Origin of the sequence: Pseudomonas sp. ES4, assembly GCF_050586665.1 — a bacterium.
Classification (GTDB): Bacteria; Pseudomonadota; Gammaproteobacteria; order Pseudomonadales; family Pseudomonadaceae; genus Aquipseudomonas; species Aquipseudomonas frederiksbergensis.
Genome location: NZ_JBOBDO010000001.1, coordinates 143,549 through 156,852, shown reverse-complemented (window position 1 = coordinate 156,852; position 13,304 = coordinate 143,549). Strand labels below are relative to the sequence as shown.

General features: G+C 58.1%; 14 protein-coding genes and 1 pseudogene. 11 read left to right on the top strand and 4 right to left on the bottom strand.

What is annotated here, in order from left to right; all coding sequences use genetic code 11:
- Positions 1 to 127 precede the first annotated feature (127 nt).
- The gene (gene mutS, locus ACQ4OB_RS00650; protein WP_430954956.1) at positions 128 to 2,707 is read right to left on the bottom strand and encodes a DNA mismatch repair protein MutS; all 2,580 of its coding nucleotides are present in this window, start codon (positions 2,705 to 2,707) and stop codon (positions 128 to 130) included.
- A gap of 211 nt (positions 2,708 to 2,918) precedes the next feature.
- Between mutS and ACQ4OB_RS00645 the strand changes: the two genes are divergently transcribed.
- From ACQ4OB_RS00645 to recX, 7 genes and pseudogenes are all read left to right on the top strand, one after another.
- Positions 2,919 to 3,653 (top strand): LexA family transcriptional regulator, encoded by a 735-nt coding sequence (locus ACQ4OB_RS00645; protein ID WP_074880849.1) that lies wholly within the window; start codon positions 2,919 to 2,921, stop codon positions 3,651 to 3,653.
- Positions 3,654 to 4,398: 745 nt separating this feature from the next.
- Positions 4,399 to 4,746 (top strand): phage holin family protein, encoded by a 348-nt coding sequence (locus ACQ4OB_RS00640; protein ID WP_074879641.1) that lies wholly within the window; start codon positions 4,399 to 4,401, stop codon positions 4,744 to 4,746.
- Positions 4,747 to 4,966: 220 nt separating this feature from the next.
- Entirely contained in the window at positions 4,967 to 5,530 is a 564-nt protein-coding gene (locus ACQ4OB_RS00635; protein ID WP_430954955.1) for a glycoside hydrolase family 19 protein, read from the top strand.
- A gap of 100 nt (positions 5,531 to 5,630) precedes the next feature.
- Positions 5,631 to 5,747 (top strand): annotated as a pseudogene (locus ACQ4OB_RS00630) (lysis protein); the annotation flags it as partial.
- An 80-nt stretch (positions 5,748 to 5,827) separates the two neighbouring features.
- Complete coding sequence (locus ACQ4OB_RS00625; protein WP_430954954.1) at positions 5,828 to 6,328, top strand: CinA family protein; 501 nt, start codon at positions 5,828 to 5,830, stop codon at positions 6,326 to 6,328.
- Between the two features lie 83 nt (positions 6,329 to 6,411).
- On the top strand, positions 6,412 to 7,464 hold the full coding sequence (gene recA, locus ACQ4OB_RS00620; RefSeq protein ID WP_007907270.1) for a recombinase RecA: 1,053 nt from the start codon (positions 6,412 to 6,414) through the stop codon (positions 7,462 to 7,464).
- An 8-nt stretch (positions 7,465 to 7,472) separates the two neighbouring features.
- Positions 7,473 to 7,940 (top strand): recombination regulator RecX, encoded by a 468-nt coding sequence (gene recX / locus ACQ4OB_RS00615; protein ID WP_008010154.1) that lies wholly within the window; start codon positions 7,473 to 7,475, stop codon positions 7,938 to 7,940.
- 42 nt (positions 7,941 to 7,982) lie between these two features.
- Here recX and ACQ4OB_RS00610 read toward each other — a convergent pair whose 3' ends face one another.
- Positions 7,983 to 9,101, bottom strand: coding sequence for a TIGR00730 family Rossman fold protein (locus ACQ4OB_RS00610; protein ID WP_430954953.1), 1,119 nt, complete (start codon positions 9,099 to 9,101; stop codon positions 7,983 to 7,985).
- Between the two features lie 366 nt (positions 9,102 to 9,467).
- Between ACQ4OB_RS00610 and ACQ4OB_RS00605 the strand changes: the two genes are divergently transcribed.
- The gene (locus ACQ4OB_RS00605) at positions 9,468 to 9,662 is read left to right on the top strand and encodes a hypothetical protein (protein WP_074879630.1); all 195 of its coding nucleotides are present in this window, start codon (positions 9,468 to 9,470) and stop codon (positions 9,660 to 9,662) included.
- Here the strand turns inward: ACQ4OB_RS00605 and ACQ4OB_RS00600 are convergent, their stop codons facing one another.
- Positions 9,663 to 10,088, bottom strand: coding sequence for a PA3611 family quorum-sensing-regulated virulence factor (locus ACQ4OB_RS00600; RefSeq protein WP_033053929.1), 426 nt, complete (start codon positions 10,086 to 10,088; stop codon positions 9,663 to 9,665).
- A gap of 189 nt (positions 10,089 to 10,277) precedes the next feature.
- Between ACQ4OB_RS00600 and ACQ4OB_RS00595 the strand changes: the two genes are divergently transcribed.
- The 3 genes from ACQ4OB_RS00595 (at position 10,278) to ACQ4OB_RS00585 (ending at position 12,336) form a co-directional block, all read left to right on the top strand.
- Positions 10,278 to 11,012: a tRNA-uridine aminocarboxypropyltransferase gene (locus ACQ4OB_RS00595; RefSeq protein ID WP_074879627.1), complete on the top strand. Its 735-nt coding sequence runs from the start codon at positions 10,278 to 10,280 to the stop codon at positions 11,010 to 11,012.
- A 234-nt stretch (positions 11,013 to 11,246) separates the two neighbouring features.
- Positions 11,247 to 11,894 (top strand): response regulator transcription factor ErdR, encoded by a 648-nt coding sequence (gene erdR, locus ACQ4OB_RS00590; protein WP_074879624.1) that lies wholly within the window; start codon positions 11,247 to 11,249, stop codon positions 11,892 to 11,894.
- 79 nt (positions 11,895 to 11,973) lie between these two features.
- Positions 11,974 to 12,336: a diacylglycerol kinase gene (locus tag ACQ4OB_RS00585; RefSeq protein ID WP_074879622.1), complete on the top strand. Its 363-nt coding sequence runs from the start codon at positions 11,974 to 11,976 to the stop codon at positions 12,334 to 12,336.
- Here ACQ4OB_RS00585 and ACQ4OB_RS00580 read toward each other — a convergent pair.
- The gene (locus ACQ4OB_RS00580; protein WP_074879619.1) at positions 12,333 to 13,259 is read right to left on the bottom strand and encodes a LysR family transcriptional regulator; all 927 of its coding nucleotides are present in this window, start codon (positions 13,257 to 13,259) and stop codon (positions 12,333 to 12,335) included. The two genes, ACQ4OB_RS00585 and ACQ4OB_RS00580, sit on opposite strands and share 4 nt — an antisense overlap.
- Positions 13,260 to 13,304 lie beyond the last annotated feature (45 nt).

Here is a 13,304-nt window from a genome sequence, read left to right as displayed (position 1 = left end):
CAGGCGGCGGCAGCGGAGCCCCTTCACGTTGGGGTCGCCAGGTTTGGGAGCGATAGTCTGCTGGTCAGGCTATAAGCCAGCAGCATCCCAAACCGCGCGAGATTCTAACAGCTTGCAGGCAAGTGCGTTAGATCCGTGTCTTTAGTGTATAGAGCATTTCGAGCGCACGACGCGGCGTCATGTCGTCCAGATCAAGTTTGGCCAGATCATCCAGCACCGGATGCGGCAGGCTGGCGAACATGTCGCTCTGTTGCGGCGTGGCTGGTTTGCCTTTGGCGGTCTTGGGAGCTTCATGAGGCAGGGCGGTCGCTTCCAGCCGGCCCAAGTGTTCGCGAGCGCGCACGATCACTTCGCTCGGCACACCGGCCAACTGCGCTACCGCAAGGCCGTAGCTTTGGCTGGCAGGCCCTGGCAGCACGTGGTGCAGGAACACGATGCGTTCGTTGTGCTCGGTGGCGTTAAGGTGGACGTTAGCCACCAATGGCTGGGCTTCCGGCAACACGGTCAGCTCGAAGTAGTGGGTGGCAAACAGCGTATAAGCCCGCAGATGCGCCAGGCGTTCGGCCGCCGCCCACGCCAGGGACAGACCGTCGAAGGTGCTGGTGCCGCGACCGACTTCGTCCATCAGCACCAGGCTGCGCTCGGTGGCGTTGTGCAGAATGTTCGCGGTTTCGCTCATTTCGACCATGAAGGTCGAACGTCCGCCGGCCAGGTCATCACTGGAACCGATCCGGGTAAAGATCCTATCCACCAGAGACAACTCGCAACTGGCCGCCGGCACGAAGCTGCCGATGTGTGCCAGCAGCACGATCAGTGCGGTCTGGCGCATGTAGGTGGATTTACCGCCCATGTTCGGACCGGTAATCACCAACATGCGGGTGTTGTCATCGAGGCTCAGGTCGTTGGCCACGAACGGCGTGGTCAGCACTTGCTCGACCACCGGGTGACGACCCTGGCTGATGCGCATGCACGGCTCGCTGACGAAGCGCGGACAGTTCAGATCGAGGTTCAGCGCGCGCTCGGCAAGGTTGCTCAGCACGTCCAGTTCGGCCAGTGCCGCCGCGGTGTCCTGCAACGGCGGCAACTGGGCGATCAAATCTTCGAGCAGTGCTTCATAGAGCATCTTCTCGCGCGCCAGGGCGCGGCTCTTCGCCGACAGGGCCTTGTCCTCGAATGCCTTCAGTTCCGGCGTAATGAAGCGCTCGGCACCTTTCAACGTCTGGCGACGGATATAGTCTGCCGGCGCCGATTCAGCCTGCTTGCTTGGTAACTCGATGAAGTAGCCATGAATGCGGTTGTAACCGACTTTCAGGTGCGACAGACCGGTACGGGCCTTCTCGCGGGCTTCGAGGTCGATCAGGAATTGCCCGGCGTTTTCGCTGAGCGATTGCAAATCGTCCAGTTCGGCGTCGTATCCGGTTTTTAACACGCCGCCGTCACGGATAACGGCCGGTGGGTTGTCGATGATGGCTTTTGCCAGCAGCGCCGCCAGTTCCGGGTAGGTGCTGGTGGTCTTCGCCAGTTGAATGATGTGCGGAGCTTCCAGCTCCGTCATCGCCACTTGCAACTCAGGCAATGCACCAAGCGCATCGCGCAGGCGAGCCAGGTCGCGAGGACGGGCATTACGCAGGCCGATCCGCGCCAGGATCCGCTCGATGTCGCCGATTTCCTTGAGCTGCGGTTGCAGTTTCTCGAAACGGTAACCGTCGAGCAGGCAGGTGATCGAGGTCTGGCGCGCCAGCAATACGGTCAAATCCCGTAACGGGCGGTTCAGCCAGCGGGTCAGCAGACGGCTGCCCATGGCGGTCTGGCAGCGATCGACCACCGATTGCAACGTGTTGTCGCGACCGCCGGCCAGGTTGGTGTCCAGTTCCAGGTTGCGACGGCTCGCGCCGTCCAGCACCACGGTGTCGTCCAGGCGTTCATGGCGCAGGCTGCGCAAATGGGGCAGGGCGGTGCGCTGGGTTTCCTTGGCGTAGCTGAGCAGGCAACCGGCGGCGCCGATGGCCAGGGTCAGGTTCTCGCAGTCGAAACCTTTCAGGTCCTGGGTGGAAAACTGCTGGCAAAGACTTTTCAGTGCCGAGTCACGCTCGAAATCCCACGGCGCGCGGCGACGAACCCCACGACGTTTCTCCGCCGGCAGGTCTTTCGGCCAATCGTCCGGGATCATCAGTTCTACCGGATTGACCCGCTCCAGTTCCGCCAGCAGGTTTTCCCAGCCCTTGATCTCCAGCACGGTGAAGTTGCCGCTGGTGATATCCAGCACCGCCAGGCCGAACAGACGCTCGTCACCCAGCACCGCTGCGATCAGGTTGTCCCGACGCTCATCCAGCAGCGCTTCATCGCTAACCGTACCCGGCGTGATGATCCGCACCACCTGACGATCCACCGGTCCCTTGCTGGTCGCCGGGTCGCCGACCTGCTCACAGATCACCACCGACTCGCCGAGCTTGACCAGTTTCGCCAGGTAACCTTCCGCGGCGTGGTAAGGAATCCCACACATCGGAATCGCCTGGCCCGCCGACTGCCCACGGGCGGTCAAGGTGATGTCCAGCAACTTGGCGGCCTTCTTCGCGTCTTCATAGAAGATCTCGTAGAAGTCGCCCATGCGGTAGAACATCAACTGGTCAGGGTGCTGGTTTTTCAGGCGCCAGTACTGCTGCATCATTGGCGTGTGGGAGGACAGATCAGAAAGGGCTTTATTCATCGGATAATCAGGCAAATTCGTTGAAAGGTGTAGGGCAAAGGAGGGGCATCGGCCCGGCTTTTCCGCGATGGGCGCAAGGTTAACATGGGCGGTCCACCCGACGCAGGCATGAAAGCCCCGCGATACATTTCTTCGGTGTATGCACCGCATATGCGCAATTTATGCAATTTGGCATTTGTCTTCCGCGAAAAGAACAAGCACTATGCGTTTTATGCAAAAACGCAATGTTTCTACCGTCTTAAGAGCGCTGCTCGATCAGGCCGGGATCTCCCCCACGGAGCTTCACCGTCGTACCGGCGTGCCTCAATCCACTCTCTCGCGGATCCTCAGCGGGAAGATCGTCGATCCCTCGGACAAACACATCTCGAAGATCGCCGAGTACTTCGGCGTGAGCACCGACCAGTTGCGGGGGCGAGCGGATGTCGTGCCGGCAGCCAGCGCCGGGCGCGATCAATTGCATTCGGAACTCAAGGACATAAGTCTGTGGGACGACGATACGCCTGTTGATGATGACGAGGTATCGGTCCCCTTTCTTCGCGAGGTTGAATTGGCGGCAGGATCAGGAAGATTCGTCATCGAAGAGAGCGAGCGCTCTAGCCTGCGTTTCGGCAAGCGGAGTCTGCGCCACAACGGCGTGCAGTTCGACCAGGCCAAATGCGTGACCGTGCGCGGCAACAGTATGTTGCCGGTGCTGCGCGACGGCGCCACGGTAGGCGTCAACGCCGGCAAGTGCGGGATTGGTGACATCGTCGACGGTGACCTCTACGCCATCAACCACAACGGCCAGTTGCGAGTGAAACAGCTTTATCGCCTGCCGACAGGGATACGCCTGCGCAGCTTCAATCGCGATGAACATCCAGACGAGGACTACACCTTCCAGGAAATCCAGGAAGAGCAGATTGTCATCCTCGGTCACGTCTTCTGGTGGGGCATGTACGCCCGTTAGCCTCACCGGTGTCAGATAAAACCCACCACTGAGTGGGTTTTTTTTCGCCTGCAAAAAACCACCAGCGCCTTTGTCTGCAGGGCGTTAATGCGTTTGTGCATTTCTATCGCACAAATAAATGCGTTGGTGCATTGACTGTGTATGCATCAATGCATATTCTTTGTCTCAAGCCGCTCAACAAAGCAGCTCGAAACGAAGATCTCTAGTTCCACCACAAAGGCAGCGATGAACCGGCCTCAACGGTTCAGAGGGTTGGCAACTGACCCGGGTGTGCAGCGTAAAGCACCGCAAGCAGTTATCCGGCGGGCAGGGACCGCGGTCGGAAAAATAATATGAATGGGCCCGTACCGCGCCAGTAGCGCCGAAAGGTCGACGCGAAGGATCGCATTCTGAAAAGTCCGGTTAGCGCCGTAATGCGGTTCACTTAAGACATTCTTCAGTCGAGCTAGAACCTGTGGCGAGGGGGGTTATCGGAATGCCGCACCACCCCGTTCGGCTGCGAAGCAGTCGTAATCCAGACAGCTTAGTCTGTCTGAAAAGACGCTGGGGCCGCTTCGCAGCCCAACGGGGTGGTGCGACGTTTCGCTAAATCCCCTCGCCACAAATGTGGACGCCGCGCTTAAGTGAACAGTATTACGGTTAGCGCCGGGCTTTTTGGAATGCCCACCTACCGTCAGGCAACTCAAGAGACACCGTTTGAAAGACACCCCCATCACTCATCAATCCCCCCCTCAGGAGACGCGACATGACAAACGAGCAACAAGCGTTGCTGGAGATGCCGATCTGGCTCGTCATCGTCCTCGCCCTGGTGGGTGGGGTGTCCGGCGAAATGTGGCGCGCCGACAAGGAGGGCGCCCGCGGCTGGTCATTGCTGCGGCGTCTGGCCTTGCGATCCGGGGCCTGCATGGTCTGCGGGGTCTCGGCCATCATGCTGCTGTATGCCGCCGGCGTGTCGATCTGGACGGCTTGCGCATTCGGTTGCCTGACGGCGATGGCTGGGGCAGACGTTGCCATTGGCCTTTATGAGCGCTGGGCGGCCAAGCGGATTGGCGTTTGCGAAGTGCCGCCGCGAGATACCCGCCAGGATCGCTGAACACAAAGCCCAATGGACTGGCGAGCAGCGGTGCCGACCGGCATCCGACCCGCAAGGATGCGGGTTTCCCAAGGCCAAGTACCTTTCACTCAAACCCGCACTTAAGCGGGTTTTTATTACCCGATGAAACCCCCATGAAGATCACTCCGCTGATCGACCCACTGCATGATCATTGCCCAAGTCTTGTACATCGAGTCGCCGACGGCATTTTGGAGGCTATATGACTGTTACGCAGCAACAACTACAAATCGTTATGCCCAACGCCTGCTCCCAAGCGGGCGTTTTCATTTCCGCACTCAACACAGCCATGACCCGCCACAACATCAACACCTCGAAACGCATCGCTGCGTTTCTTGCGCAAGTCGGCCACGAGTCGGGGCAGTTGCAGCACGTGCGTGAGTTGGGCAGCGTTCAATATATGAAAAAGTACGACACAGGCGCACTGTCTGTACGCCTGGGTAATACGCCAGAGGCCGACGGCGACGGGCAAAAATACCGTGGCCGAGGCCTGATTCAGATCACGGGTCGCGACAATTACCGTCAGTGCAGTCTCGGACTCTTCGGTGATGATCGTTTGCTGTTTTTACCAGCACTTCTGGAAAAACCCCGGTGGGCCGCTGAATCGGCTGCCTGGTTCTGGGAGCGCAATGGCTTCAACGAACTGGCCGACCGTGACCAGTTCAACAGTATCACCCGTCGCATCAACGGCGGCCTGAACGGTTTACAGGACCGCTTGCAACTCTGGGCGCGGGCGAGGGCGGTGTTATGTCAGCCGTCGGTTTGATGCCGATGTCTTACCGCATCATTGGCGTTGTTGTGTTTCTGGCTGTGTTGTCTGGTGGCTCGGCGGCGCTGAGGTGGCGCTTTCAGGATTGGCGTTATGGCCGGCAACTGGCGGAACAGGCAGCGTGCAACGAATTATCGCCATCACCGATGCCCGGAACCGCGGACTGATTGCCTTGCAAGCCTGTCAGGCTTATATCAGAGCCCTCGCTCGCTAACATTTTGATCGATCCTGCGCCTTGCAAGCGTTATCCGCTCGTGTACGGTAGTTCTCATTCCGCTTGCTCAGGAGATGACCGTGAAAGAAATCACCCAACTGGCCGCTGAACTTGGCCGGCGCTTGCGGGTTCTCAATGCCCATGTCACCGCTGCAGAGTCCTGCACCGGCGGCGGGATCAGCGAGGCGATCACCCGCATTCCCGGGAGTTCGGCGTGGTTCGAGGCCGGGTATGTCACTTATTCCAACCGTCAGAAAACCTTGCAACTGAATGTACCCGAGGTGTTGTTCGAGACAGCGGGGGCGGTCAGTCGTGAGGTGGTCGAGGCCATGGTCCGGGGCGCGCAGGAGAAAAGCCAGGCGCGATTTGCCGTAGCGGTGAGTGGTGTGGCGGGACCGGATGGTGGTTCGCCGAGGAAACCGGTGGGTACCGTGTGGCTGGCCTGGGGCGTTGGAGAACAGGTGTTCAGCGAGGTGCAGTACTTTCGAGGCAGCCGTGACGAGGTCCGCCGACAAACGGTCAAGGCCGCGCTAGAGGGGCTGCTGCGCCATGCCGCTGGAGAAATCTCAAATCAGGGGTAGGCGATCCTGAAACGCTGTGGAATAATACTGGCTACTTATACAGGTGTTGGCCGTCAGGCCTTATTGATTACGTGAGGACTTTAATGGACGACAACAAGAAGAAAGCCTTGGCTGCGGCCCTGGGTCAGATCGAACGTCAATTCGGCAAGGGTGCCGTAATGCGTATGGGCGATCAGGACCGTCAGGCGATCCCGGCTATTTCCACTGGCTCTCTGGGTCTGGACATCGCGCTCGGCATTGGCGGTCTGCCAAAAGGCCGTATCGTTGAAATCTACGGTCCTGAATCCTCCGGTAAAACCACGCTGACACTGTCGGTGATCGCCCAGGCTCAAAAAGCCGGCGCGACCTGCGCATTCGTCGACGCCGAACACGCCCTTGACCCTGAGTATGCCGGCAAACTGGGCGTCAACGTCGACGACCTGCTGGTTTCGCAGCCGGACACCGGCGAGCAAGCCCTGGAAATCACCGACATGCTGGTGCGTTCCAACGCGGTTGACGTGATCATCGTCGACTCCGTGGCGGCCCTGGTTCCAAAGGCTGAAATCGAAGGCGAAATGGGCGACATGCACGTGGGCCTGCAAGCCCGTCTGATGTCCCAGGCGCTGCGTAAAATCACCGGTAACATCAAGAATGCCAACTGCTTGGTTATCTTCATCAACCAGATCCGTATGAAAATCGGTGTGATGTTCGGCAGCCCGGAAACCACCACCGGTGGTAACGCGCTGAAGTTCTACGCTTCGGTTCGTCTGGACATCCGCCGTACTGGCGCGGTGAAAGAAGGTGACGAGGTTGTCGGTAGCGAAACCCGCGTCAAGGTTGTGAAGAACAAGGTGGCTTCGCCATTCCGTCAGGCCGAGTTCCAGATTCTTTACGGCAAGGGCATCTACCTTAACGGTGAGATGATCGACTTGGGCGTGCTGCACGGTTTCGTCGAGAAGTCCGGCGCCTGGTATGCCTATGAAGGCACCAAGATCGGTCAGGGCAAGGCTAACTCGGCCAAGTTCCTGGCAGACAATCCGGAAATTGCCGCCAAGCTCGAGAAGCAACTGCGCGACAAGTTGCTGACTCCAGCGCCGGACGTTAAAGCATCGCCAGTCAAAGAGACTGCTGATGACCTGGCTGACGCTGATATCTGATTGATCCGATGACCGCCGTACTCGATACACTCGTCGCGGTGCGGCGAACCGCAATGGACCTGCTCGCTCGACGCGAGCACGGTCGAGTCGAGTTGACGCGTAAACTGCGTCAACGCGGCGCCCTCCCTGAAATGATCGACACGGCACTCGACCGCTTGACGGAAGAAGGCTTGCTGTCCGAATCCCGTTATCTAGAAAGCTTTGTTTCCTACCGTGCCCGTTCCGGTTATGGCCCTTTGCGTATTCGTGAAGAGTTGAGCCAGCGCGGCCTGCAACGTACCGACATCGAACTTGCTTTGCGCGAGAGTGGTATCAACTGGCAGGAACAACTGGAAGACACCTGGCGGCGAAAGTTTTCCGGGCATTTACCGATAGACGCCCGGGAACGTGCCAAACAGGGCAGGTTCCTGAGTTATCGGGGATATTCCATGGAAATGATCAGCCGCTTGTTCAGCGGCCGAGGGATGGACGATTGACTGAAACGGCTCGCTATTTCGATAGCGGGCCGTTTTTTTTGACTACGTTACCTTGAACGGTTCCCGCGAGCGCTGTTGCGCCTGGGGTTGGGATTGCGCCCAGTTTTCCGGCAGGTTGATGTAGTCCACCAGTTCCCGCAGGCGTCCATGATCACGGGCGTTGAAGGTGAAGGCGAGCCGCGCCAAGTGGCTGAACTGCGCTTCGTCGTGTTCTTCTCCGCTGTAAGCGTGTTGATGGAAGTGATCGCTCAGGCACAGGTCGGCAAATGCTTCTTGCATGTGTTCGAGCGCCTGGTCGTTGAGCTTGTGATTCATGCGGATCACGAATTGATGCTTGAGCCAGCGACTGGAGTGAAAGTTACTGTAGAACTGGTTGATCTGCTCAACAGCGTCTTCCGCGCTGTAGACCAGACTGACAAGTTTCATATCGGTCGGCAGGATGTAGCGATTTTCCTCCAGTTGATGGTGGATGAAGTCCAGCGCACCTTGCCAGAACTTGCCGCCGGGCGCGTCCAGCAATATCACGGGCACCAGCGGACTTTTGCCTGTCTGGATCAGTGTCAGCACTTCCAGCGCTTCATCCAGGGTGCCGAAACCGCCAGGGCACAGGACCAGCGCATCGGCTTCCTTGACGAAAAACAACTTGCGGGTAAAGAAGAAGTGGAAGGGCAGCAGGTTGGTGGTGCCATTGACGGTGGGATTGGCATGTTGCTCGAAGGGCAGGGTGATATTGAATCCCAGGCTGTGTTCCAGGCCAGCACCTTCGTGGGCCGCCGCCATGATGCCGCCACCGGCACCGGTAATGACCATCAGGTCCGAGCGCGCCAGCTCGGCGCCAAGTTCCCGGGCCAGACCGTATAAGGGATGTTCTATAGGTGTTCGGGCCGAGCCAAAGACAGTGACCTTTCGGCGCCCCCTGAATTGCTCCAGAACACGGAAAGCGTGTTCCAGTTCACGAAGGGCTTGAAGGGTGATCTTGGCATTCCAGCGGTTGTGATCTTCCTGGGCCATGCGTAGCACGGTCAGGATCATGTCGCGGTAAATCGGGATGTTGGGGCTGTTGGGTGAAACCAGGTTGAGTTGCTCTTCGACCTTTCTGATGAGGTCGTGGCCGCTTTCTTCAAAATGACGGCTCAGTAGGTCATTCGGTTGGTAAGGCATCAACTTCTCCTTCCATACAGGCTCTGTTTTTCCCTTGGATGAAGGAAACATTGGCACAACAAGTCACATATTGGGCAGCCCCTTTCCTGCCCTGAAAAGTAAACGTGAACACTATGAATTTAGACCCTCATAGTGTTTTTCGCTGACTGATCATTGCGCCGCAAAGTCTTTCCTGGCAACCGCTTATTGGGGATTTGCAAGGTGCTTTCACCGCTCGTCCGAACACAAGGCGAGTGTCCGACAGTCTGATTTACTGAATTACAGGCACCACACGACAACTTTGCGTCAAAGGCAGGACGCTCGTTACAAGCGGTTGAAGGATTTTTATCGCTCAAGCAAGGGCGAGAAGCATGGAGGCGGGAAGGTATGACCAGAGTTATTCTGGAGATCGATACGCAACTGTATCGATTACTGAAATCATCGGCCGAGACCAATCATTTGAGTCTTGAAGAGGAGTGTTGCCGACGTCTGGAGGGCGCCGACCGACGCTCGCGTTACTTGCAAGCGCTGTTGGCAGAACTGCGCGCCGAGGATGAACAGCGGCGCGCCAATTCCCAATGATTACTTCTTCTTGGTCGGAGCCGCTTTCGGGCAGTCCGATTCCTGATAGCTGGCGGAGCCGACTGAGCGGTTGGTCTTCACTTCAGTGAAGTCGTAACGCATGACCGCACCCTTGGCCATCAGTTTGCGGAACGATGGGTTGTTGCATACAGAGGCGCCAAGCTGGAAATACACAGCTTTCGGGTCGGCACGCATCTTGTTGGCGTGGCTGCTTTGTACGCTCAGATGATTGATCAGCGTGTTGCCTTCGACGGTGTAGCCCTGATCAAGAATGTCTTCGTTGATCGCCCGTGGAGTACCAACACTGCTTTGTGTGGCGACGTTTCGCAGCTCTCTGTTGAGATTCTGCTCACTCAAGGAAGCAGCCTGAGCGCTGAAGGACGACGCCAGCAAAATGGCAGCGGTGGGAACGATAAGGCGCAGCATGAAACTCTCCTGGTTCAGTGACTGGTGGTTCGACCCGTCACATGACTGTGCGTTCAGTGGCGGCGAATTATAGGGGACGAGGCCTGGACGGTACAGGCTTGCGCCGGCTGCTCTGATAAACTGCCGCCACTTTCTGCCCTGCCGAGTGTTTTTCGTGTCGATTTTCTTCCCCTGCCGGCGTTGCCTGCGATGATCCCAGCAACCCCACGCTTTGCTGCAAACGCAGTAGCCCGCTTGCGCGATGAGCGAGAGGAAGAGGGCATCAAGCCGATTCAGGCCCGAGGCTGGAGGGCGCCGCGTTGCCGAGCCTGCCGCGTGATCGAGAGCCACTGCCTGTGCGCCTGGCGCCCACAGGTCGAGGCCCGTTCTGGCGTGTGCCTGATTATGACGGGCAAGGAAGTGTTCAAACCGAGCAACACCGGTTGGCTGATCGCCGATGTGGTGCGCGATAACCATGCGTTCATCTGGTCGCGTACAGAAGTTGACGAGCAACTGCTGGCGCTGCTGGCCGATCCGCAATGGCAGCCTTATCTGGTGTTTCCGGGAGAGTACGTCGAACCCGAACGTGTCACAAACAGCGTCGATGCCGATAGTTCGAAGCGTCCGCTGTTCATTCTGCTGGATGCCACCTGGACAGAAGCCCGGAAGATTTTCCGCAAAAGCCCCTACTTTGACCGGCTGCCGATCCTGAGCCTGTTGCCCGAGAAGTTATCGCGGTACCGGTTGCGCCGATCGACCCGTAGCGAGCATTTATGCACAGCCGAAGTGGCGGCGTTGTGTCTCGATCTGGCGGGTGATACCGCGGCGGCGTCGGCACTGGACGCTTATTTTGATGTGTTCAGCCAGCATTACCTTGATGCCAAGCATCAGCTTGAAATGAATGTTTCAACACCGGCACACGCCGAACTGATGCCTTTTGTGTAAATCGGCGCCCTGTCCCGCGCCGATTGTCGCCCATACTGCAAAGAACTGTACTGGCCAAGCACCTTGACCACCCCGACTTCGCTGGGCATGCTTGGCGCCGATTAGGGCGCGGCCAAAGTTTGATACGCCGTATTCTTTACGTGGGATAACCATGTGATTGGCGTTGAACGTGCCCTGTTGGTACAGCTCCGTGGCTGTACCTCGAGTTGTTTGAAAAACAGGATCATTTGAAAAATGGCCACATACGAAATCCTGATTGCCGATGACCACCCTCTTTTCCGTAGCGCCCTGCATCAAGCGTTGACCCTGGGCCTGGGCCCGCAAGTCCGTCTGGTGGAAGTGGCAAGCATTGCCGAACTGGAAACCCGTCTGGACGAGAAGTCCGACTGGGATCTAGTGCTGCTGGACCTGAACATGCCGGGGGCCTACGGTTTTTCAGGGCTGGTGTTGTTGCGCGGTCAGTATCCGCAGATTCCGGTGGTCATGGTGTCGGCTCAGGAAGAAGCCTCGATCATGGTCAAGTCCCGTGAGTTTGGCGCCAGCGGCTTCATCCCCAAGTCCAGTGATCTGAGTGTCATCCAGAAAGCCGTGCGCGCGGTGCTCGATGGTGATGTGTTCTGGCCGCCCCAGGCGTTCGAGGCGGTCAGCGTTTCCGCCGAAGCCAAGGCCGCCAGCGAAGGCCTTGCGAGCCTGACGCCGCAGCAGTTTCGTGTGCTGACCATGGTCTGTGAAGGCTTGTTGAACAAGCAGATTGCCTACGAGCTGAGCGTTTCCGAAGCGACGATCAAGGCCCACGTGACGGCGATTTTTCGCAAGCTGAATGTGCGGACCCGGACCCAGGCGGCGTTGCTTCTGCAACAACTTGAGTCAATTTCGAGCTAAGCAGGCGCGGCGCGTTCACGCTTTTTTGACTTGGCTTACTCTAGCTTTCCCACTTCCTTTTTGGTCAGTTGCCTAATTTATGTCACCTTTCAAAGGCCAAACCGGCCTGAAACGCATCCTCAACGCCTCCGGTTATTCGCTGGACGGTCTGCGTGCAGCCTTCACTGGCGAAGCGGCCTTTCGGCAACTGGTATTGCTTAACGTCATATTGATCCCGCTGTCGTTCTTCCTGAACGTCAGTCGCGTCGAGCAGGCGTTGCTGATTGCAGTCTGTCTGTTGGCGTTGATTGTCGAATTGCTCAATTCGGCCGTGGAAGCGGCCATCGACCGCATTTCCCTTGAGTTGCACCCGTTGTCCAAGAACGCCAAGGACATGGGCAGCGCTGCTCAGTTAGTGGCGTTAACCATGATCGGGCTGGTGTGGGCGGTCATCCTGCTTTAAGCGATGGTAGGCAGGACGATCTCGTCGCTGCGCTGAACCCCGGCGGTGAAAGCGCGGCACAGGTCGAGGAATTCACGCATCGCCGACGTCTGATATTTCTGTTTGTGCCAGATGAAATAGAACTGCCGCGCCAGATCCAGATCCGGCGTCTCTACCGCCACGAGACTGCCGCGACGGAATGCGTCGCGCAGTGCCAGGCGAGAAATGCAACCAATCCCCAACCCGGACTCCACCGCACGCTTGATCGCTTCGGTGTGTTCCAGTTCCAGCCGGATATTCAGCGAGCTGCGATGGTGACGCATGGCCTGGTCAAAGGTCAGTCGCGTGCCGGAGCCCTGTTCCCGCAGAATCCAGGCCTCGTGGGTCAGCTCTTCCATGGTCGCCGTGCCGCGCTTGGCCAGTGGGTGCTGGGGCGCGCAGAACACCACCAGTTCATCCTCGACCCAGCTCTGCACTTCGATGTCTGGATGACTGCAGTCACCTTCGATTAGACCCAGATCAATTTCATAGTGGGCGACCTGCTGCACAATGTTGGCAGTGTTCTGCACGTGCAGCTTCACCTGGCTTTCCGGATGGCGCTGCATGAAGCTGCCAATCAGCAAGGTGGCCAGGTAATTGCCGATGGTCAGGGTCGCGCCGACCGCCAGAGAGCCAAATCCGGACTTGCCATTGAGCAAGTCTTCGATTTCCTTGGACTGGTCGAGCAGCGCCACCGCTTGCGGCAACAGCTGTTTGCCGAGGGCATTGAGACTCAGCCGTTTGCCGGCGCGGTCGAACAGCTGGCAGCTGGACTGGCGCTCTAGCTCGGTGATCGAGGTGCTCGCCGCCGATTGCGAGAGGTTGAGCAGACCCGCAGCACGGGATACGCTTTCCTGCTGGGCGACGGCGACGAATACTTGAAGTTGACGGAGAGTAAATCGCATATCGATATAACCGATAACCCTTATCTTAATAATCCAGTTAACAGA